This window comes from Devosia sp. P3_B2 (assembly GCF_056402875.1).
This window is the reverse complement of record NZ_JBFUGO010000013.1, coordinates 28,921-50,022: the sequence shown is the minus strand read 5'-3', so window position 1 is coordinate 50,022 and position 21,102 is coordinate 28,921. Positions and strand designations below refer to the sequence as shown.

Genomic DNA, 21,102 nt, shown 5'->3' with positions numbered 1-21,102 from the left:
CGGGCGCATGCTAAACCCTGACAGAACGGTGGGCTTGTTACCGGCGCCCCCTGCGGTCACATAGAGGCGCCGAACCCAGCGAGGATCCGATGCCCGAATTGCCAGAGGTCGAAACCGTGCGCCGCGGGCTCGAGCCTTACGTGACGGGCGCCCACATCGACAAGGTGACGCTGAACCGCAAAGACCTGCGCTTCCCGTTCCCCGACGGCTTCAAGACCGCGCTCGAGGGCGCGACCATCGAGAGCACCGGGCGGCGTGCCAAGTACCTGTTGTTCCGGCTGTCGAACGGCAAGACGTGGCTCAGCCATCTCGGCATGACCGGCGCCTACCGCTTCGAGGATTTCAAGTTCAAGGAACCGTCGCGGTATTACGAGCCCGACGAGGATAGGAAGCACGACCACCTGGTGCTCGAACTCACCCACCCCGAGCACGGCGCAATGAAGCTCATCTACAATGACGCCCGCCGCTTCGGCTTCGTCGATCTGTTCGAGCATGAGGCGGATAGCCCCTATCTCGAGGGCCTCGGCCCCGAGCCGCTATCCAATGCCTTCAATGCCGCCGAGATGGCTGAGCGCTTCGAGGGCAAGAAAGCCCCGATGAAGGCGGCGCTGCTCGACCAGCGTGTGGTGGCCGGGCTTGGCAATATCTACGTGAGCGAGGCACTGCACCGCGCGCATATCCGCCCGGACATCGAGGCACGGAAGCTGGTGCTGAAATCCGGCAAGCCGTCGAAGCGCCTCGAGGACCTGGCGGATGGGGTGCGCACTGTGCTGATCGAGGCGATCGACGCCGGCGGTTCAACCCTGCGCGATTTCCGCAATGCCGACGGCGGCTCGGGCTACTTCCAGCACCGCTTTGCGGTATATGACCGCGAGGGCGAGCCGTGCCCGACGCCTGGCTGTCGCGGGGTGATCAAGCGCATCGTCCAGTCGGGGCGCTCGACGTTCTTTTGTCCCGTGTGCCAGCACTGACAGCTGGTGCAGGTCCCGGACGGAGTACCTTCTCCCCTTGTGGGAGAAGGCAAGACGGTGGTTGTCGGTGGTCGCTCAGCCCCTCTAGCCCCGCCTCCGGGGAATCCAGTTGACGTCCCACCCCGTCGCGACTATACAGCGCCCAACTTGGCGGCCCGAGATGCCGCCGATTTCATTTCATCGCCCCTGGATTTCTGGCTCAGGCTGGGCCAACGGGTTGAGCGCCAAAGAGGAATTGATGGCCAACACTGCTTCCGCCAAGAAGGCCACCCGCAAGATTGCGGCCCGTACCGAAGTGAACAAGTCGCGCCGCTCGCGCATGCGCACCTTCGTCCGCAAGGTCGAGGAAGCCATCACTGCTGGCGACCACGCCGTTGCCGTCGCCGCCCTCAAGGCAGCCGAGCCCGAGATCGTCCGTGCCTCCCAGAAGGGCATCGTCCACGCCAACGTGGCCGCCCGCAAGGTGAGCCGCCTGAACTCGCGCGTGAAGGCCCTGCAGGCCTGATCGGCCACCAGGCTTCAAGACGAAGTTACGACAGTTTTACGAAGGCCGAAGAGCTCCCCCACGGGAGCTTTTCTTATTTCGGGGTGAGCAAAGGCCCATCTCGCAGACTGTGACAGCTTTGCGACACTGGGCAACAGAGTTATCCCCTCGCGAAAGCCCTGCGTTTCCGGGCCTTTGCCAGTGTCCGTCATCAGAATTTCATCTGCCTGTCAGGAATGAAATGCCGCATTTGATGCGACGTTGCCACAATTGCCAGAGTGTCGAAAACCTCACGAAATCCCGATTCCCCCTTGAGTCACAGCGCCTTGGATTTGGGGGCGGACAAAGTGCCGCGGAAAGGTTTTTGCAAGAGGTGCGAGTCAACCCCCTCTAGGCAAAAAACCCCCGTTGATTGGAAAATTCCCCCCCTCTAAGATGGCCCTCGTCGCTCAGGAACATCCGGCGCTAGAACCGAGTAGAGGAGCGACATGACTGGCAGGAATGCTGACTTTGAGATCGTGGCTGAGGCGGTGTGGACGCAGCCGGCAGTCTTGGGGAAATTCCTTTCGTAGTCTGGTTTGATTAGTACTAGTTGTAGTCTTGCGGGCTCGTAAGACGTTGCGGTATCCCGGGCGCGATCAGCGACCCGGATCACTCGAAAGTTTGAATAGACTGAACCGCGGCGAAGTTCGCGGGCAGGACAGGTTTGTCCGCAATTGCGGGCAGCAAGGTTGGCGGCGCTGCTCCCATAAGGGGCGGCATGAGAACAGGATTTGGGGCTAACACGATGGCGATGAACTCGGCGGCGGGTCGTGCTGATTGGATGACGGATGCAAATAGCGGAAAGGGGCTGGGCAGCGACAAGGGGGGAATGATGATGACCGGCAAGGACGGCCAGCAACTCGGCTCGAACGAGGTTTTCCAGCGCGTCCGTGCCCGGCTCAAGGCAGCCGTGGGCGAGGATGTGTTCAATTCCTGGTTCGCCCGGCTCGAGCTCGAAGAGATCGTCGATGATCTCGCCCACCTGAGCGTTCCGACCCGTTTCCTCTGCTCCTGGGTTCAGTCGAACTATTCCGAGAAGATTCTCGAGGCGTTTCGCGCCGAGTCTGCCGGTCTCGAGCGGCTGCACTTCACCGTGCGGGTCAATGGCCAGGCTCGGCCGCGCCTCCATCACGCCGAACCCGCGACCGAGTCGGTGGTTGCCGAGGTGACCACCGCGCCGCCGACGCCGCGTACCATTCGCGAGCCGGTGACGGCTCAGCCGGCCCAGCGCGGCGACGCGCTTTCCGGTTCCGCGCTCGATCCGAAGATGACCTTCGACAGCTTCGTCGTCGGCGGGGCCAATGAGATGGCGCTGCAGGTGGCGAAACAGGTCGCACACGCGGCCGCTAACAATACGGTGAGCTTCAACCCGATCTATATCCACTCGAGCGTTGGCCTCGGCAAATCCCACCTGCTCAATGCCATCGCTTGGGCCGCCGGGGCGGCCGAGCCGGGCCGGAACATCGTCTACCTGACCGCCGACCATTTCATGTACCACTTCATCACCGCCGTGCAGCGCCAGTCGGCGCTTGGCTTCAAGGAGTGGCTGCGGCGGGTCGATCTCTTGCTGATCGACGACATGCAGTTCCTGCAGGGCAAGTCCGCGACCGAGTTCGGCCATACTCTAGGTACGCTCCTCACCGGGGCCAAGCAGGTCGTGGTGGCCGGCGACGCGCCGCCGCGCGATCTCGAGATGCTCGACGAGCGGGTGCGCTCGCGGCTTTCCGGCGGGCTGGTGGTGCCGATCAACTCGTTCGACCTCGACCTCCGCCGTGCCATCGTCACCCGGCGCGCCGAGCAGGCCGTCAGCCGCTTCTCCGATGCGCATTTCGCCCCGGCAGTGCTCGACTATGTGGCGCGCGTCGTGGTCAGCCATGGCCGCGACCTCGATGGGGCGGTGAACCGCCTCCTGGCCGCCAACCAGCTGACCAAGGAGCCGATCACCGTGGCGCTCGCCGAGCGCACGCTGGCCGACCTGGTGCGCCAGCGCGACGCCCGCCGCGTCCGCATCGAGGACATCCTCCGCATCGTCTCGCGCCACTACAAGGTGCCGCGCAACGACCTGCTCTCGTCGCGCCGCTCGCGCGACGTGGTCCGCCCGCGCCAGATCGCCATGTATCTGGCCAAGGCCCTGACCTCGCGCTCGTTGCCGGAAATCGGCCGGCGCTTCGGCGGCCGCGATCACACCACGGTTCTCCACTCGGTCCGCAAGGTCGAGCAGATGATCAAGGATGACGGCGAGCTGGCCCAAGAGATCGAACTCCTCAAGCGCATGCTCGAAGAATGAGTTTTTCGCCCTCTCCTCAGGGAGAGGGCGCCGCCGGCTGAACCATTGGCGGATCTATGAGTTTCGACCCAGTAGGGTCTCTAGTGAGTTGTGGCGTTGCTGACATCGCGTTCGAGAGCCCCGCGGCTATTGCTGCGGATCAGGAAGGGCTTGAAGCGTCTCGACCTCGGGGCGCATCCCGAGCCCCCGCCGGTGCCACCCGATCGGGCCTGGCACGAGATGCTGGTGCGCCTCGACGCGGAGGATGCGGAGCGCCGGCTCGACGACATGGCGCGCGCATTGAACGGCGAGAAGCGCTAGCGGCGGTCGCTCGTTCTTACCTTCTCCCACGAGGGGAGAAGGCGATCGACCTCCAGGGCAGCGTTCGCGGTGCATTTTCTCTAGGGATAGCGGGCCTGCGGCCCCGGGCGCCCTTGCCTTTTGCCCCTTGAATTGTAATGTCGCAGCCCGGTTTCGCTTGGCTTTGACCGGGTTTTGACCGGGCAATAGCCGTCCGCGGTAGGGGTTTTGAGTTTATGAAAGTCACTCTCGAGCGCAACCATCTGCTCAAGTCGCTGGGGCACGTCCACCGCGTGGTGGAGCGCCGCAACACCTACCCAATTCTGGCCAACGTGCTGCTGAAGGCATCCGACGGCAAGCTCGACCTGCGCGCCACCGACCTCGATATCGAAGTGACGGAAAGCGTCCCGGCGATGGTCGGCCAGGCCGGCACCACCACGGTGCCTGCGCACACCCTTTACGAAATCGTCCGCAAGCTCTCCGATGGTGCCGAAGTGCGGCTCGAGAACGAAGGCACCGAGCAACTGCTGGTGACCTCCGGCCGTTCGCGCTTCCACCTCGCGTGCCTGTCGCCTGACAGCTTCCCGGACCTGAAGTCCGGTACCTTCACCCACACCTTCTCGGTCGCGGCGCCGACGCTGCGCGAGCTGATCGAGCGCACCCAGTTCGCCATCTCCAACGAGGAGACGCGCTACTACCTCAACGGCATCTACATGCACATGCTGGAAGTCGGCGGCGTGCCGACGCTGCGCGCCGTCGCCACCGACGGCCACCGCATGGCGCGCGCCGAGGCTGACGCGCCCACCGGCGCCAAGGGCATGCCGGGCATCATCGTGCCCAAGAAGACCGTGTCCGAAGTTCAGAAGCTGCTCGAAGGCGCCGAGGGCGACGTCGAGGTCGAGCTCAGCGACACCAAGATCCGCTTCACGCTTGGCGGCGTGGTGCTGCTCAGTAAGCTGATCGAGGGCACCTTCCCCGATTACGACCGGGTGACGCCCAAGAACAACGACAAGCAGATGAACGTCGACAAGCAGACGTTTGCGACGGCCGTCGACCGCGTTTCGACCATCGCGTCCGATCGCGGCGGCAAGGCGGTAAAACTGTCGATGAAGGAAGGCCAGCTCGAGCTTTCCGTCACCAACCCGGACCACGGCACGGCGAGCGAAGAGCTGGCGGTGGAATTCGAGCCCGAGAGCTTCGAGATCGGCTTCAACGCCCGGTACCTCCTCGACATCATCGGCCAGATCCGCTCCGAGAACGCGGTGTTCCTGTTCAACGACGCAGGCTCACCGACGCTGGTGCGCGAGGATGGCGACGCCAAGGCGCTCTATGTGCTGATGCCGATGCGGGTGTGACCGGCGCCCCCTCCTCCTCCGACCGGGAACGGCTCATCGCGGCGCTCCAGGATCGCGACGCTTTCCGTCGTCGTTCGGCGCTGGAGACGTTGGGGAGGACGCCGGCGGATGGCGTGCTCGATGGCTTGGTGCTGGGCGCACTCAACGACGGCTCTGGTTATGTTGTCCGTGCGGCAGCCGAGATCGCAAGCCGGTGGAGGCTCGGGGATGCCGCGCCGCAGTTGCGGCTGCTGTGCGCTGATGCCGACCCGCTGACGCGACGCGCGGCCTTGGGCGCCCTGCGCGAGGTGGGTTCGGAAGCAGATATCGACATGCTGCTTGGAGTTTTCTCGCGGGACAGGGAGCGCGACGTTCGCAACGCGGCGGCGTGGGCGATGGCGGCGCTGGCCGGCCCCGCCAGCTGGCGGCGTGCGCTGCCAGTCCTGCTCGGCGACACCACGCCACGACACCGGATATTTGCCTGCGAGCTGATCGCCAAGTTCGGTGATGCTGCGGACATGGAAACGCTGCGACCGTTGCTGGACGACGCCGACGGCCACGTCCGAAAAGCTGCGGCGAGAGCGCTGGACGGGCAGCCTTCATGATCCCCTCCCGCTACATCTCCCGGCTCCGCCTCTCCCACTTCCGCAACTATGCGTCGGCGGCGCTCGATCTCGACGGGCGGCACCTGGTGCTGGTCGGCTCGAACGGGGCAGGGAAGACCAATCTGCTCGAAGCGGTGTCGCTGCTGTCGCCCGGCCGCGGCCTGCGTGGTGCGCCGTTCGAGGAGGTTGCGGCGCAGGGTTCTGACGGGCTCTGGGCGGTGGCCGCGACCGTCGAGACGCCGGAGGGACCAGTCGATATCGGCACCGGCGCCGGCGGGCCCGAGGGTGGTCGCCGGGCGCGCATCAATGGCGCCAATGCCCGGACCATCGAGGAGATGAGCGCCTATCTCCGCGTGCTGTGGCTGACCCCGGCGATGGACGGCCTGTTCACCGGGGCCGCCAGCGAGCGCCGGCGTTTCCTCGACCGGCTGGTAACGACGCTGATCCCCGGCCACTCGGCCCAGGTGTCGGACTTCGAAAAGACCATGCGCCAGCGCAACCGGCTGGTCGACGAGGATGCCGATCCCATCTGGATCGACGCCGTCGAAGCACAGATGGCGGGCGCTGCCGCGGCGGTGCATTTCGCTCGTGCCGACAGCCTTGGCGAGTTGCAGGGGCTCATTGCGCAGGGCGTCGACGAGGCCAATTTCCCCGCTGCCCACCTGGCGCTGACCCCGCTCTTCGCCGACGGTCACGAGCCGCAGTCCTCGGCCGCGCTCGAGGCCGAGCTCCGGGCCCTCTGGCGCGCCAACCGCAATCTCGACCGCGCCGCCGGCCGTACGCTGATCGGCCCGCATCGCATCGATCTCGAAGTGCGCCACGCGCAGAAGGACATGCCGGCGGCGCTCGGCTCCACCGGCGAGCAGAAGGCGCTGCTGATCGGGCTGATCCTCGCCCATGCCCGACTGGTCAAGCGCTCCGCCGGCATCGCCCCCTTCCTGCTGCTCGACGAGGTCGCGGCGCACCTCGACCCGGGCCGCCGCGCTGCCCTTTTCGCCGCCCTCGACGGCCTCGGCACCCAGTGCTTCATGACCGGCACCGACCCGATGCTGTTCGAGGCCCTCGGCGAGGGGGCGCAGCGAGTGACGGTGAAGGATGGGCGGCTGGCGAAGGAGCCTGGCTAGGCCCCCGGCGAGCGCGACGAGTGCCTTCTCCCCTTGTGGGAGAAGGTGCCCGAAGGGCGGATGAGGGGTTCTCTCCGCGAACTCTGTCGCTCGTCGCTTCGCTCCGATCGCGCAACCTCCGGTTGCGGACCCCTCATCCGGCCCTTCGGCCACCTTCTCCCGCAAGGGGAGAAGGCCCATGCCCAGCTCCCCTCTGCGAACTCCTAAGCCTTGTAAAACGGGCTAAAAATAGCCATTTCCCTTGGGTAAGAGCACCCGATCCGCTAGACCCACTTTAGCGGACCTGCTGACCTGATTCGGGACCCCCTTGAGCACCTCCGAGACCCCCTCCGATCCGAACGAATATGGCGCCGATTCCATCAAGGTCCTGAAGGGCCTCGATGCCGTGCGCAAACGTCCTGGCATGTATATCGGCGACACCGATGACGGCTCGGGCTTGCACCACATGGTCTACGAGGTGGTGGACAACGCCATCGACGAGGCGCTGGCCGGCCATGCCGACCTCGTGACGGTGCAGCTCAATGCCGATGGCTCGGTGTCGGTGAACGACAACGGTCGCGGCATTCCCACCGGCATCCATGCCGAAGAGGGTGTTTCAGCGGCCGAGGTCATCATGACCCAGCTGCATGCCGGCGGTAAGTTCGACCAGAACTCCTACAAGGTGTCGGGCGGCCTGCATGGCGTCGGCGTTTCGGTGGTGAACGCGCTCTCGGTGTCGCTGAAGCTCAATATCCGTCGCGACGGCGAGGTCCACGAGATGGAGTTCGCGCACGGCAACGCCGTGGCGCCGCTGAAGCAGGTCGGCACCTATGTGCCGAACCACCAGCCGGGCACCTATGAAGGCCGCTCGGGCACGCTGGTGACCTTCCTGCCGTCGACCGAGACCTTCACCATGGTCGAGTTCGATTTCAAGACGCTGGAACACCGGCTGCGCGAGCTCGCCTTCCTCAATTCCGGCGTGCGCATTATCCTGCGCGACCTGCGCCATCCCGAGCCGGTGGAGATCGAACTCCACTACGAGGGCGGCCTCGAAGCCTTCGTGCGCTATCTCGACAACGCCAAGACCCCGCTGATCGGTGCGCCGATCATGCTCTCGTCCGAGCGCGACGGCATTACCGTCGAAGTGGCGATGTGGTGGAACGACAGCTACCACGAGAATGTGCTGTGCTTCACCAACAACATCCCGCAGCGCGATGGCGGTACGCACCTCGCCGGCCTCCGCGCAGCGCTCACCCGGCAGGTGACCAACTACGCCGAATCGAGCGGTATTACCAAACGCGAGAAGGTCACGGTTACCGGCGACGATATCCGTGAAGGCCTGACCTGCGTGCTTTCGGTGAAGGTGCCGGATCCGAAATTCTCGAGCCAGACCAAGGACAAGCTGGTCTCGTCCGAAGTGCGGCCGGTGGTCGAGAACGGCGTCAACGATAAGCTGCAGCAGTGGCTCGAGGAGCATCCGGCCGAGGCGAAGTCCGTCGTCGGCAAGGTGGCGGAAGCCGCCATGGCGCGCGAGGCTGCCCGCAAGGCGCGTGAACTCACCCGCCGCAAGTCGGCTCTGGACGTCAACTTCCTCGCCGGCAAGCTCAAGGATTGCTCCGAGAAGGACCCGGCCAAGTCCGAAATCTTCCTCGTCGAGGGCGATTCCGCCGGTGGCTCCGCCTCACAGGGCCGCGACCGCTACACCCAGGCCGTGCTGCCGCTGCGCGGCAAGATCCTCAATGTCGAGCGCGCCCGCTTCGACCGCATGTTGGGTTCCGAGCAGATCGGCAACCTGGTGATGGCGCTCGGCACCTCGATCGGCCGCGAGGAGTTCAACCCGGACAAGCTGCGCTACCACAAGATCATCATCATGACGGACGCCGACGTCGACGGCGCCCATATCCGCACCCTGCTCCTGACCTTCTTCTACCGGCAGATGCGCGACCTGATCGACCGCGGCCACGTCTACATCGCCCAGCCGCCGCTCTACAAAATCAAGCGCGGCTCGTCCGAGCAGTACCTGAAGGACGAGCGGGCGCTCGAGGATTACCTGATCGATACCGGCACCGATGATGCGGTGCTGAACACCCGCGATGGCGTCGCCCATGCCGGCGAGGACCTGCTGCAGATCGTCAGGCAAGCGCGCGAGATCGTCCACGCCATCGAAGGGCTCAACACCCGCTACAACCGCTCGCTGATCGAGCAGGCAGCCATCGTCGGCGGCCTCGATGCCGAGGCGCTGCTCGACCCGGCGCGCACCGCCACCGTCATCGAACGCGTTGTCCGCCGGCTCGACCGGCTGGCCGATGAAGTCGAACGCGGCTGGCAGGGCCAGTCCGATGGCCAGGGCGGCCTGAGCTTCACCCGCACCATCCGCGGCGTCACCGAAGTGCACTCGATCGATGCACAGTTGCTCGCCAGTGCCGATGCCAGGAAGATCCGTGCCACCGTGGAAAAGCTCGCCGATCTCTATGGTGGGGTCGCCAAGCTCACCCGCAAGGACCAGAGCTTCGACATCTACGGCCCGTCCTCGCTGTTCGGCGCCATCAACGCTGTCGGCCGCAAGGGCATCTCGCTGCAGCGCTACAAGGGCCTGGGCGAAATGAACCCCAGCCAGCTGTGGGAAACGACGCTCGATCCGAACGTCCGCACCCTGCTGCAGGTGCAGATCAAGGAAAGCGACGACCACGACCGGTTGTTCTCCAACCTGATGGGCGACCTTGTCGAGCCGCGCCGCGAGTTCATCCAGGACAACGCCCTGAGCGTCGCCAACCTCGACGTCTGACAGGGGCCGGCGATGGAATGGGTCGTCGCGGGCATTCTCGTCATTGTCGCGATCGCGGTGCTGTGGTTCGTCGCGATCGCGCTGGCGAAGCGTAGCCGCTACGCCCGCCTGATGCAGAAATATGCCGACGAGAAGCTCGTCGACGCCCTGATCTCGAAGACCATCTGGCAGGGCATGACCGCCGAACAGCTGCGCGACAGCTGGGGCGAGCCCGCCTCGATCGAGGAAAAGGTGATGAAGACCAAGATCAAGCAGGTCTTCAAATACCGCCCGGTGGCCAAGGACCGCTACCGTGACAAGGTCACCCTCGAAGATGGGGTCATTGTCGGCTGGGACCAGAAGTAGCGGGCGGACCTCAGTTGCCGGGAGTGCTGGCAGCGATGCGTGCCTCCAGCGGCGCCTGCTGGCTGTAGCCATCGAAATGGTACCCGCCATGGCGCTCGAGCTCCGCCTCGGCCAGTGCGACGAGGGCGGTGGCGTTGCCGTGGACCGCCGCGCGGAAAGCCTCGTCGAAGCTGTCGGCGAGCTGGCTGTCGAGCCGTCGCAGCAGCCGTGGACCCCACTTGCCTACGCCGCTCCACGCTCCGCGCCCCAGCAGCATCAGGTCGATCAGCCTGGGATAGAGGTGTGCCGCGATGGCGGCGATCTCGGCAACCGGCCGCTCTCCCTTGAGGTCATCCACCAGGTCGCTGGCCATGTAGCGCATTGTATCGTGGGCGGGCCCGGCAAGCGGGAGAGGGCCCTTCGCGAGTGCTTCTGCCGCGCTGATCCGGATCGGCTCGGCGAGAGCGCGGTTGGGGCCGATGACCACGCCTGAAGCCACCATATTGGCCATGATTGGACGACCGCCCTCGATGTCCTTGTCCTGGTAGTAGGCGAGCGTCTCGGGATCGTGGGCGAACACCTCGACCGGGAAGCCGTCTTCGATGAACGATTCCCGCCAGGCGCGTTCGAGGCGGGGGAACACGACGACCAGGTCGATGTCCGAGCCTGTGGTGCCCTGCCCGCGCATGATCGATCCGGTGACGAAGGCGCAGGCGGCACCGCCGTATCGGTTGGAAAGGGCCTTCTCGGCTACGGCAAGCGCGCGGTCGGCGATGGCTTTGTTGTGGTGCTCGTTCACGGCGATGTCCTTGTGGGTTGGGACACGTCGGGACCAAGAAAAACCCCGCTCGTATCCGGGCGGGGTTGGTCTGCGCAGTCAATGAACAGGGCTAGTTCATGCGCCAACCGACCACCGCGGCACGGTGGTGGTGGAGGTGGTCAAGGCTGCCTGGTTCCTGCTCATGGCCGGAGCGTAGCCTAGGCGAGCGGGGCCGTCAAAGCTGGCGCTCGCCGGCGGCCCCTTCGTCCGGCCAAAATCACTGTGCGGCGAGGCGCTGCTCGATCATCGACGCATTGTTGTCGAGGTTCTTGCGATTCACGCCGTCGATCGCCTCGGTCGCGAGTGGACCGGCATAGCGCTCGTAGGCGGCACTGACCCGGTCGTTGAGGGCCTTGGCGCCCTCGAGGTTGCCAGCGTTGATCATCTCCGGAATCAGCGAATAGAGCCGCAATTCCCATCGATCATATTCGGTCAGTGCCTGGCGAATATCCGGGATGCGCAGAAACGGCTCGAACGAGCCCTTGGTCTCCTGACCCTCGTCGACTGCGGTCACGATCTCGCGCAGCCGGTCCACCAGCTCGGGCTGCAACCCCCACGGGCTGAGGCCCAGTCCGTGGATCGGCCGCACCTTGGTGAACAGGTAGTACGAACCGGCAAACCACCCGCGCAGCCCCCTGAGGTGGGACTTGGTCCACTTCTCGTCGGCACTTTCAATCAGCTTGACCCATTCCTGGCAGCCGAACAACGCGCGGAACGCGCTCTTGATGTCGCTCGGCTGCGTATGCCAGCAGAGGGCATCCGCCTTGTCGGCGTCATTGAGCGTGAAGTTGTACCGGTAGACCCGCACCGGGATCTTCTTGCCCGAGTACGGGGTGAAGACGAATGCCGGAATGCTGGTGCTGTTCTGACTGTCCCACTCGATGGTGAGGCTTACCGGCAAGTCATCGACAAGCCCCGGCGTGAAGGCAATCGGCCCGGCACTGGCATCCTTGGTGAACGCCATCGAGATCTCGTCGCCGCCCGACGAAACGTAGGCGCCCTTGGCAATTCCCGAGGGCTCCACATAGACCATCAGCTGAACCGAAGCGTCCTCGGCGTAAGCGGCGGTGGCGATGGTTGCGGCGAGCGCCAACAGTCCAAGCTGCGCAAGTGACCTCATGGTTGTTTCCCCAGCGTCTGGCCGATCAGCAGCATCATCACGATGCCCAGGTTGCTGGCGACATCCCGGAACAGCGTCGGCAGCCCGGCGTACCGTGCCTTGATCTCGACCGATTGGAACGCATCCAGCAGGCTGGCGGCGAGCAATGCGGCGATGGTGCCCAGCAGCGGCACGAGAAACAGCCAGGCCGCCACCCGTCCGTTGCGCAGCATGCTGAAGTTCGCGCCGAGAAACAGCGCGGCCAGCGGCAGCACCAGCTTGTGCAAGACCTTCAGCACGCTGCCCTTGGCGCTGGCCAGCGGGTTGACGAACTCGATCAGTGCGTTCGTGTCGATCACCGGCTTCGCCCCGGCGGGCCCCGATGCAAGCTGCAGGATGAAGTCCGTCACCAGCACCACCGGCAAGGCGGCGTAGACGGTGATCAGTGCCGCCAGCACAAACAGCTGCTGGCGGCCCTGCAACCGCGCGAAACCCTGTACATCGCCTGCTTCCAAGTCCTGTGCCATGGCTGGCCCTCCCCTTGGCGGAACACTACCCGCGAGGGCGGAACTTGAGGTGAGGGTTACTACGTGCGCAGTTTCGCGTGTCGGGTTGGACATCCGCCGACACGCCCGACGTTCGCCTCAGGCCGGCAACCTGGTCAACCCGAGACCGTCGATCGCAGCGATCTGTGCCGGCTCGAGCGGGCCCTCGCGTTCGGCACCCAGCGCGTCCGCGAGTTCGTCGCGGTTCTTGACCCCGAGCACCAGTGTTTCGACCCCGGCCATGCCCAGCGCATAGCGATGTGCGATGATGGCCGGGTCGGCGCCCCATTTTGCGCAGAGCTCGCGGAAGGGCGCGGCGCGGCGAAAATCCTCCATGTCGCGATCGTCGGCCCGCAACTCACGGTCGAAGCTGTTGGTGAGGGCGCCCGCCTGTACCGCGCGGATCGCCATTACACCCACTCCGTTGGTCTGTGCCGAGGCGATGATCTCGCGCGATCGCGAAGGTGTCCTGAGGCCGGCGAGGCCGCCCGGGCTGTCCATCAGATTGGCCACCGCCTGCACGGCATCCGGACGCGGCGTGTGCACGAGCGCATCGAGGATGGTCTCGGGAACGCTGACCCCGGTGATGCCCCAGCCGCCGATCAGCCCCTCGCGCTTCAGGCGTTCGAAGGCCGGCACTACGGCATCGCGATAGCTCGACCAGCTGGTGGCGATTTCGGCGCGACGCTCGTTCTCCGCCGGGTAGACAAAGTCGTCGGCGCAGATCTGGTTGTGGAGGAAGAACAGGTCGACCCGTTCGAGCAGCATGGCCTTGAGGCTCGCCTCCAACGACGCACGGAAACGTGGATAGACCTGGTCATCCGGGATGGTGCCGATGCCGCATTTGGTGGTGACCTTTACCCCCTCGGGCACCCGCCCCTCGAAGGCTTCGCCGATCAGCGCCTCGCAGATCTTGTAGCCGGGCGCCGCGTCGATCACGTCGATCCCCTCGTCGACCGCCATTCGCAGCGTGGCGATACCCTCCTCGCGGCTGGTCGGACCCCAGACCTGGCCGATGCCGCCCCCCCCCCCCCCCCCGCCCCCCCCCCCCCCCCCCCCTCCACTCTGGTTCAGCTCATGCTCGGCACGGTGCTACATTCGCTGCCCTTTCGGCCGAGCGATGGCGGTCGTGCCGTGCTCGCGGCTACCACAGCCGGTCGACTGGCCTCGTCCGCCAGCGTCGCATGGGCAACGACGATCCCGGTCCGGGAAATCTGCGGGATCAGTTCCCGCTCGATGCCCATATCAGCCAGCAGGCGGTCATCGAGCCCCTGCAGTCGTTCGATGCCGGACTGGATGCGCGCCCAGGACATTATGCGTTCAATGAGAGTGTCGAACATAGGTTCTCCTTCATCGACGCGAGGGGCGGTCGTTGCTGATCGTCTCGCGTCAGGCCAGTTCCCGCGAAAGCAGGGCACTGATTTCGGCCATCGCGGCCGGGGGGAGCGGGCCCTTGTCGAGCGCGCCCAGGTTGTCGCGGATCTGTGCCTCGGTCTTGAACCCGGGGATTGGGATGGTCTGCGGCGAACGCGCCAGCACCCAGCCGAGGGCGCCCTGCGCGATCGTGCGGCCGCCGCTGGTGAGCACGTCGCGAATGGCATCGAGCTTCCGCAAGGACTCCGCCGACGGCCGCCCATCCTTGAAGTCGCGCACCCAGCTATGCCCGGCGCCCCGCACATCGTCCGTCGACACGCGCGACTGCGCGGTGAACTTGCCGGTGAGGAACCCCATGGCAAGCGGCGACCGGATCAGGTTCGGCAGCCCATGCTTGTCGCACAGCGCCACCATTTCCGGACCGTCGCGGAACACATCCAATCCCTGCTGCACCGCCTTGAAGTGCGGGAAGTGCAGCACCCTCGACACGGCTTTCGCGTCATCGGTACTCCAGCCCCAGGCGGCGATGTCGCCGGACTCGGCGCGGCGCTCGAGGGCCGGTGCCAGGCGGTCCATCGCTTCGGCCGAGGCATCGCCAACATGCAGCTGGTAGAGGTCGATGCGATCGCGCTTCAACCGCTTGAGCGAGGCATCGAGCGCCAGCTCCATGTAAACAGGCGTGACGTCTGTGCCGGTCAGCTCGCGCTTCGCCCGGTCATGGGTGAAGCCGAACTTGGTGGCGATCACCACGTCCGGACGGTTGCCGAACGCTTCGCCCAGCACCTCCTCGCTGTGGCCGGTGCCATATGCATCGGCCGTGTCGAACAGGCGGGCGCCGAGCTCGTGGGCCAGCGTCAAGGCCCTCAGCGACTGGTTGTCGTCGATCTCGCCCCAGCCATCGTTGCGACCGTCCATCTTGAACGGGCCGCCAATGGCCCAGCAGCCGATGCCGATGCGCGGGACCTCGAGCCCGTTCCAGATGCGTAGCGTCGTCGGGCTCATTTCTCGCCCGTCCGTACGCTGTGGGCGATGCAGCCGCGTTCGATGCCGAGATCGGCCAGCAGGACATCGTCCAGCTGCTTGAGCCGCCGGATGTCGCGGCGGATGCGTGACCATTCGGCCAGGCGGCGTGACAGTGTTCCGAGCATTTTCCTTCTCCTTCATCAGCGCAAAACATCTCGTCCGTCGGCAACTCGGGGTGAACTGCCGAAACCAGACTGTCGCTTTGCGGCTTGGCGGAAAGTCACTGTTGCTTCAGTGCTTTCCTGAGACCCATACTTGCTCATTCCGGGCTTGAAGCGATACAATCAGCTTCGCAACGTGCTTTTCAGGAATGAAAAATGAGCGTCGGTGAAGCAATCTCCTGGGACGACCTGCGGCTGTTTCTCGATGTGGCGCGGCTGGGCGGACTGAGTGCCGCGACCGCCACCACCGGGCTCAGCGCCGCCACCCTCGGGCGCCGGGTCACCGCCCTCGAGCAGCAGATCGGCGAGCCGCTCTTCGTGCGCCGGCAGACCGGCTACCAGCTGACCCTGGCCGGCGAGGAGCTGCTGGCTCGCGCCCAGGATGTCGAAGCCGCTATGCAGGAGCTGAAGCGCTGGCGCGACGGCACGGTGGGCGAGAAGATCGTCCGCATCTCGGCCGGGACCTGGACCTCGGCGTTTCTCTCCCGGCATATCGGTGAGCTCTGGCACGTAGACGACAACATCCGGGTCGAACTCGCCACCGCCTACGGCAAGCTCGACATCGGGCGCCGCGCCGCCGACCTGGGGCTACGGTCGGAGCGGCCGGTGGAGCCCAATCTCGCCGGCCGGCAGATCGGCCGCGTAGCGCATGCGATCTATTCCGGCCTCAATCTGATCAACGGCATAAAGGCGGGACTGTTTGTCGGCATCACCGGCGAGGCGGCAAACGTCGCTTCGGCCCGCTGGCTGATGGCCCACCACGGCGACCGGATCGGGGTGCGCGGCAACGATGTGCAGAGCGTGCGCGAACTGGTGGCAGCCGGCGCCGGGCTCAGCGTCTTTCCCTGCTTCGTGGGCGACAGCGACCCGCGGCTGGTGCGGGTGGCGACGCCGATCGCCGAACTCGAGACCGAGCAATGGCTGGTGTCGCACCACGAGGACCGCCACCGGCCGGAAGTGCGGCTGGTCGCCGACCGGATCGCCAAGCTGATGCGCGAGCATGGCCCGCTGTTCAAGGGCGAGCGGCGGCTCTCGCCGTCTTAACCTCGCGGCAAGCGGCGCGGGCCGATACTCCGCGGGGGAATGCAATCGTGGAGTGCCTGAGGATGCGGGCCTGTGCCTACGTGGTCGGCCCGCCGGATGGCCCCGGCGCAGCGCTGGCGGATCTGGCGCGCGGACTGGGTTTCCCGATCGTGCAAACTTATGCCGGGCTGGCCGCGGCCGAGACCCAGGCGCAGCAGACGCCACTGCTGTTCTTCCTCTTCGCCGCGGTCGATGACGTCGCCGGGCTGAAGGCCGTGGCGGATGCTATCCGCTTCTCGCCCAGCCGGCGCATCCGCTTCTCGCCCATGGTGTATTTCTCCGAGAGCCCGCTGGTCGAGGCGATCAAGACCTGCGTCGAGATGGGCTTCGACGACGTGCTGACCCTGCCGTTCACGCAACAGCGGGTAACGGCACGGCTCGAGCGGCTGGTCGAGCACACCCAGGTGTACTTCGAGACCGCCGACTATCTCGGCCCCGACCGCGGGGCGCAGCGGACCCACAGCCGGTCCGGCAGCCAATACCGCAGGCTCGAGATCATCCGCTCCCCATCGCGCGGCGTGAGCGTGATGCGCGATGAGATGCAGGTGGCGATTTAGTTCATCCGGGCAATCTCACACCCACCGACGTCATTCCCGCGAAGGCGGGAACCTAGTGGGATGCTGCATCGCCAGCAGATGTCGAGAGATCGCACTGGGTCCCCGCCTTCGCGCGGATGACGCCAGTGGCTGGGCGCCAGCGGGTAGTCGTCCGGCACCAATACTCCCCATCACAAAGCCTAACTTGCCCAATTGAACCGATTTAACTACGGTCGCCCGCGTTTCTTTCCGCGAGTTCCCCACCATGAGATTCGGTATCGAGTTGCCGCCGCAGCAGCGGGTGTATGGCGGCTTCTTCATCTATTCGTTCTGCATGGGGAGCCTGCCGCCGCGCCTGCCGGATATCCAGCGCGCCATGGGCATCGAGGAGGGCGCGCTCGGGCTCGGGCTGATCGGCGCGGCGCTCGGCACGCTGATCTCGCTGAGCCTTGCCGGGCCGCTGCTCGATCGCTTCGGCTATCGCCGCGCCATCCTGACGCTGATCCCGCTGCTGGCGCTCGGCTATGCGCTGGCGTCGTTCGCCACCGGCCCGATCGCCTTCTTCATGCTGCTGGTGCCGGTCGGCCTCGTCATTGGCGGCATCGAGATCATCCTCAACCTCGAGGCGGATCGTACCGAGCACATGATCGGGCGGCGCATCATGAACCGCTCGCACGCATTCTGGAGCTTTGGCTTCTTCTCGGCCGGCATCGTCAGCGCGGCGATCGCGCAGACCGGGCTGAGCGTGCAGTTGCACCTGCTGCTGATGGTGCCCGTGGTGATCGCTGGCGTCGCGCTGCTGCTCGGCCGCTTCACCCCGGCGCCGCACCGCACCGGCGGTTCGACCGATGAGGCGCCACGCTTTGCCGCGCCGACGCTCGCCATCATGATCCTCGTGGCGGTGACGCTCTCGGCCATGATCATGGAGGGCGCTGGCATCGACTGGTCGGCGATCTACATGCGGGACGAGTTCCAGGTGTCGCCGTTCCTCGCCGGGTTCGCCGTGGCGCTCGGCGCCTTCACCCAGGCGGTGACGCGCTTCTTCGCCGATCCGTTCGTCGAGCGTTACAGCCCGACCATCGTCTCGCGCGTGCTGCTCAGCGTGCTCGGCCTCGGCGCAGTGATCGTGTTCTTCTCGCCCGTCGACTGGCTATCGTTGATCGGCTTCGGGCTGATGGGCGTCGGCACCTCGGTGATCTTCCCGCTCGCCATGTCGGCGGCGGCGCAGCGGACCGACCGGCCGGCGGCGAGCAATGTGGCGTCACTGGCGCAGATTTCCTTTGTTGCCTTCCTCTTCGGCCCGCCGCTTCTGGGCTATGTTGCCGAGCATTTTGGTATCCGCTGGTCCTTCGGTATCGGCGTTCCTTTGGTTATTCTAAGTCTGGTTTTCGCCGGGGCGCTGGGCGCCAAGCCGATCCGGCATGAGGTTGATTGATGTTTAGTTTGAAGCCGCATCAGCGGGTCTATGGGATTTTCTTCGTCTTCGCGCTGTCGATGGGCGCCCTGTTGTCGCGCCTGCCGGATCTGCAGCGCTCGCTCAAGCTCACCGAGGGCCAGCTTGGCCTGACGCTGATCGCCATGTCGATCGGCGCGCTGTGCGGGCTGACGTTCTCGAGCCCGCTGATCGAGAAATACGGCGCCCGCACGACGGCGTTCGTCACGGTGTTCGGTGCCTCCGTGATGTACGCGATCGTGCCGTGGATCCCGTCGGCGATCCTTCTGATCCCGGTGTTTTTCATCGCCGGGCTGTTCGCCGGGGCGCTGGAGATCAACGTCAACCTCGAGACCGACCGGCACGAGGCGCAGCTCGGCACCCGCATCATGAGCCGCGCGCACGGTATGTGGAGTCTCGGCTTCTTCGTCACCGCGTTCATTTCGGCCGGCGTGCGCCAGGCCGGCGTGTCCGTGCACATGCACACCTTCCTCGCGCTGGTGGTGGTGGTGATCGCCGGGGTCTTCGTATTCTCGAAGATCGAGAACGCTCCGGCGCGCGCCGATAGCCACGATGGCAAGATGCCGCTCGTCGCCTTCCCGACTGTCGGGCTTCTGCCGCTCTGCCTGATCGGTGCGGCGCCGCTCTTGGTCGAGGGCGCCGGCATCGACTGGTCGGCGATCTACATGCGCGACGTGTTCGACGTGCCGCCATTCGTCGGCGGGCTGTCGATCACCATCTTCTCGCTGTTCATGGCGCTGGCCCGGTTGTTCATGGATCCGGTGGTCGAGCGCTATAGCCCACGGGTCGTTGCCGGTGCGTTGCTCGGCATCGCCGCCATCGGGCTGATCACCGTCGGCGTCGCGCCGCACCCCTATGTGGCGCTGTTCGGCTTCATGCTGATGGGCCTCGGCTGCTCGTCGGTCTATCCGCTGGCGGTTTCGGCGGCGGCGCAGCGCACCGACCGGCCGGCCTCGGTCAATGTGGCCTCGCTCGGGCAGATGACGTTCGTGGTGTTCTTCCTCGGGCCGCCGCTGCTCGGCTTCGTCGCCCAGAGCTTCGGCATCCGGATCTCGTATTTCGTCTGCGTGCCACTGATCATCGCGGCGCTGCTGGTGATCCGGGCGCTGTCGCCCAAGCCGACGCCGCTGCTGGCTGAACCGGAGCCAGCCACGCCCCATGGCTGAGCTGCCGCCGATCGTCGATCTCAGGCAATCGCCGACGGCGCTCAGGGTGCAACGCGGGGTGATGCGGTTCCTGCGCAACGCGCATGATTTCTGCTGCTACGCCGAGGTGCCGCTGGCCAATGGCCGGCGCGCCGACGTGCTGGCGGTGGGGCCGAAGGGCGAGATCTGGATCGTCGAGATCAAGTCGTCGCTGATCGACTTCCAGGTCGATCGCAAGTGGCCGGACTACAAGGAATTCTGCGACCGCTTCTTCTTCGCCAAGCCGCCGGAACTCGACCCCGACATCTTCCCGGCGGGCGAGGGGCTGATGGTGGGCGACGGACATGACGCGGCGATCCTCCGCATGGCGGAGGAGACGCCGCTGCCTCCCGCCCGCCGCAAGGCCATGCTGCTGAAGCTGACGCGACTCGGCGCCGACCGCATCCACGTCCTGATGGATCCCAATGACCTCTGACGGCCGGTGGCCACGGACTTGCTGAAAGCGCCCCGGTGAAACTGCCCCAGCCGATCGTCATCGTGTTCTTCCTCCATGCGCTGGCGCAGGGCGGCATGTTCAGCCGTATCCCCGACATGCAGCTGGCGCTTGGGCTCAACGAGGCGGAGCTCGGCATTGCCCTGCTCGGCCAACCGGCAGGGGCGATCGTGACCTTCCTGTTCGCCAGCCTCGTGGTCGAGAAACTCGGTACCCGGGCGATCATTCTCACCACTATCCCGCTGCTGGGGCTGGTACTGGTCGGCATCGCACTGGCGCCGAACCTGCTGGTCATGTGGCTCGGCTTCGTGGTGTTCGGCGCGGTGTTCGCGCTCAGCAATATCTCGATCAATGTCGAGGCCGACCGGGTGGAGGCGGCGGCGGGCCGGCGGCTGATGAACACCTGCCACGGCATCTGGAGCGTCGGCCTGCTGACGTCGTCGCTGATCGGCACGGCGATGCGCGGCGCCAATGTGGCACCGGCCGTGCACTTTGCCATCATCCTGGTGCCGGTGCTGGTCGGGCTGGCGCTGTTCGCCTGGCCGATGCAGGCGGCCCCGGCGCGGCCGCATGCCCAAACCGCCAAGGGCTTCCGTATCGCGTTGCCGACGACGATGACGCTGCTGTTGCTCGGCTATGCGGTGGCGGCATCGCTGCTCGAGGGCGGCCTGCGCAACTGGTCGGTGATCTTCATGCGCGACAGCTTCGTCGCGCCGGACTGGGTCGATACGCTGACACTCCCGGCCTTCATGACGGCGCAGTCGATAGGCCGGCTGCTGGGCGATCGCGGGGTCACGCGCTGGGGTCCGGTGCGGCTGGCGCGGGCGCTGACACTAACGGCGCTGGTCGGGCTGCTGCTGGTGGTGTTCTCGCCCAACCTGATCGTGGCGCTCATCGGCTTCACGCTGATCGGCTTCGGCGTTTGCGTGTCGTTTCCGCTCTCCACCTCGGCGGCGGCGCGGCTCGGCGACCGCCCGGCCTCGGAGAATGTCGCGGCGCTGACCATGAGCCAGCAGATGCTGCTGCTGTTCGCGCCGGCCATCATGGGCTGGATCGCCACGGTGGCGTCGATCCGTGTGACATTCGCGGTGTTGTTGCCGCCGCTGCTGCTGGCGTTCTACCTGGCGCGGTATTTAGCGCCGCGGAAGGGCTGACG

General features: G+C 65.8%; 22 protein-coding genes. 15 read left to right on the top strand and 7 right to left on the bottom strand.

What is annotated here, in order from left to right; translation table 11 throughout:
• Positions 1-89 precede the first annotated feature (89 nt).
• The 9 genes from mutM (at position 90) to AC1DV8_RS18680 (ending at position 10,235) form a co-directional block, all read left to right on the top strand.
• Positions 90-971, top strand: a complete 882-nt coding sequence (mutM, locus tag AC1DV8_RS18720; RefSeq protein WP_477151606.1) for a bifunctional DNA-formamidopyrimidine glycosylase/DNA-(apurinic or apyrimidinic site) lyase — start codon at positions 90-92, stop codon at positions 969-971.
• 238 nt (positions 972-1,209) lie between these two features.
• A complete protein-coding gene (gene rpsT, locus AC1DV8_RS18715) occupies positions 1,210-1,476 on the top strand; it encodes a 30S ribosomal protein S20 (protein ID WP_055047341.1) in 267 nt (88 codons plus the stop codon).
• Positions 1,477-2,329: 853 nt separating this feature from the next.
• Positions 2,330-3,784, top strand: coding sequence for a chromosomal replication initiator protein DnaA (gene dnaA, locus AC1DV8_RS18710; protein ID WP_477151605.1), 1,455 nt, complete (start codon positions 2,330-2,332; stop codon positions 3,782-3,784).
• A gap of 150 nt (positions 3,785-3,934) precedes the next feature.
• Positions 3,935-4,084, top strand: a complete 150-nt coding sequence (locus tag AC1DV8_RS18705) for a hypothetical protein (protein WP_477151604.1) — start codon at positions 3,935-3,937, stop codon at positions 4,082-4,084.
• Between the two features lie 215 nt (positions 4,085-4,299).
• Positions 4,300-5,418: a DNA polymerase III subunit beta gene (dnaN, locus tag AC1DV8_RS18700; RefSeq protein WP_477151603.1), complete on the top strand. Its 1,119-nt coding sequence runs from the start codon at positions 4,300-4,302 to the stop codon at positions 5,416-5,418.
• On the top strand, positions 5,415-6,002 hold the full coding sequence (locus AC1DV8_RS18695; RefSeq protein ID WP_477151602.1) for a HEAT repeat domain-containing protein: 588 nt from the start codon (positions 5,415-5,417) through the stop codon (positions 6,000-6,002). Before dnaN ends, AC1DV8_RS18695 begins: the two co-directional genes overlap by 4 nt.
• Positions 5,999-7,126 (top strand): DNA replication/repair protein RecF, encoded by a 1,128-nt coding sequence (gene recF, locus AC1DV8_RS18690; protein ID WP_477151601.1) that lies wholly within the window; start codon positions 5,999-6,001, stop codon positions 7,124-7,126. Before AC1DV8_RS18695 ends, recF begins: the two co-directional genes overlap by 4 nt.
• 307 nt (positions 7,127-7,433) lie before the next feature.
• Positions 7,434-9,890 (top strand): DNA topoisomerase (ATP-hydrolyzing) subunit B, encoded by a 2,457-nt coding sequence (gene gyrB / locus AC1DV8_RS18685; RefSeq protein WP_477158485.1) that lies wholly within the window; start codon positions 7,434-7,436, stop codon positions 9,888-9,890.
• Between the two features lie 12 nt (positions 9,891-9,902).
• On the top strand, positions 9,903-10,235 hold the full coding sequence (locus AC1DV8_RS18680; protein ID WP_477158484.1) for a hypothetical protein: 333 nt from the start codon (positions 9,903-9,905) through the stop codon (positions 10,233-10,235).
• A gap of 10 nt (positions 10,236-10,245) precedes the next feature.
• Here the strand turns inward: AC1DV8_RS18680 and AC1DV8_RS18675 are convergent, their stop codons facing one another.
• The 7 genes from AC1DV8_RS18675 to AC1DV8_RS18645 form a co-directional block, all read right to left on the bottom strand.
• Positions 10,246-11,013, bottom strand: a complete 768-nt coding sequence (locus tag AC1DV8_RS18675; RefSeq protein WP_477158483.1) for a nucleotidyltransferase domain-containing protein — start codon at positions 11,011-11,013, stop codon at positions 10,246-10,248.
• Positions 11,014-11,251: 238 nt separating this feature from the next.
• Complete coding sequence (locus AC1DV8_RS18670) at positions 11,252-12,154, bottom strand: SH3 domain-containing protein (protein ID WP_477158482.1); 903 nt, start codon at positions 12,152-12,154, stop codon at positions 11,252-11,254.
• The gene (locus tag AC1DV8_RS18665; protein ID WP_477158481.1) at positions 12,151-12,660 is read right to left on the bottom strand and encodes a hypothetical protein; all 510 of its coding nucleotides are present in this window, start codon (positions 12,658-12,660) and stop codon (positions 12,151-12,153) included. Before AC1DV8_RS18665 ends, AC1DV8_RS18670 begins: the two co-directional genes overlap by 4 nt.
• A gap of 117 nt (positions 12,661-12,777) precedes the next feature.
• A complete protein-coding gene (locus tag AC1DV8_RS18660; protein WP_477158559.1) occupies positions 12,778-13,695 on the bottom strand; it encodes an aldo/keto reductase in 918 nt (305 codons plus the stop codon).
• A gap of 53 nt (positions 13,696-13,748) precedes the next feature.
• Positions 13,749-14,018: a YjiS-like domain-containing protein gene (locus AC1DV8_RS18655; protein WP_477158480.1), complete on the bottom strand. Its 270-nt coding sequence runs from the start codon at positions 14,016-14,018 to the stop codon at positions 13,749-13,751.
• A gap of 49 nt (positions 14,019-14,067) precedes the next feature.
• Positions 14,068-15,054, bottom strand: a complete 987-nt coding sequence (locus tag AC1DV8_RS18650) for an aldo/keto reductase (RefSeq protein WP_477158479.1) — start codon at positions 15,052-15,054, stop codon at positions 14,068-14,070.
• Positions 15,051-15,200 carry a YjiS-like domain-containing protein gene (locus tag AC1DV8_RS18645; RefSeq protein WP_477158478.1) on the bottom strand — a complete coding sequence of 50 codons (150 nt, stop codon included), beginning with the start codon at positions 15,198-15,200 and terminating at the stop codon, positions 15,051-15,053. Before AC1DV8_RS18645 ends, AC1DV8_RS18650 begins: the two co-directional genes overlap by 4 nt.
• Positions 15,201-15,392: 192 nt before the next feature.
• Between AC1DV8_RS18645 and AC1DV8_RS18640 the strand changes: the two genes are divergently transcribed.
• The 6 genes from AC1DV8_RS18640 (at position 15,393) to AC1DV8_RS18615 (ending at position 21,100) form a co-directional block, all read left to right on the top strand.
• Positions 15,393-16,280 (top strand): LysR family transcriptional regulator, encoded by an 888-nt coding sequence (locus AC1DV8_RS18640; RefSeq protein WP_477158477.1) that lies wholly within the window; start codon positions 15,393-15,395, stop codon positions 16,278-16,280.
• Between the two features lie 62 nt (positions 16,281-16,342).
• Complete coding sequence (locus AC1DV8_RS18635; RefSeq protein WP_477151590.1) at positions 16,343-16,876, top strand: response regulator; 534 nt, start codon at positions 16,343-16,345, stop codon at positions 16,874-16,876.
• 244 nt (positions 16,877-17,120) lie between these two features.
• The gene (locus AC1DV8_RS18630; RefSeq protein ID WP_477158476.1) at positions 17,121-18,290 is read left to right on the top strand and encodes an MFS transporter; all 1,170 of its coding nucleotides are present in this window, start codon (positions 17,121-17,123) and stop codon (positions 18,288-18,290) included.
• Positions 18,290-19,474: an MFS transporter gene (locus AC1DV8_RS18625; RefSeq protein WP_477158475.1), complete on the top strand. Its 1,185-nt coding sequence runs from the start codon at positions 18,290-18,292 to the stop codon at positions 19,472-19,474. Before AC1DV8_RS18630 ends, AC1DV8_RS18625 begins: the two co-directional genes overlap by 1 nt.
• The gene (locus AC1DV8_RS18620; protein WP_477158474.1) at positions 19,467-19,928 is read left to right on the top strand and encodes an MmcB family DNA repair protein; all 462 of its coding nucleotides are present in this window, start codon (positions 19,467-19,469) and stop codon (positions 19,926-19,928) included. The genes AC1DV8_RS18625 and AC1DV8_RS18620 overlap by 8 nt, the downstream gene beginning before the upstream one ends.
• A 35-nt stretch (positions 19,929-19,963) precedes the next feature.
• Positions 19,964-21,100 (top strand): MFS transporter, encoded by a 1,137-nt coding sequence (locus AC1DV8_RS18615; protein ID WP_477158473.1) that lies wholly within the window; start codon positions 19,964-19,966, stop codon positions 21,098-21,100.
• Positions 21,101-21,102: the final 2 nt, after the last annotated feature.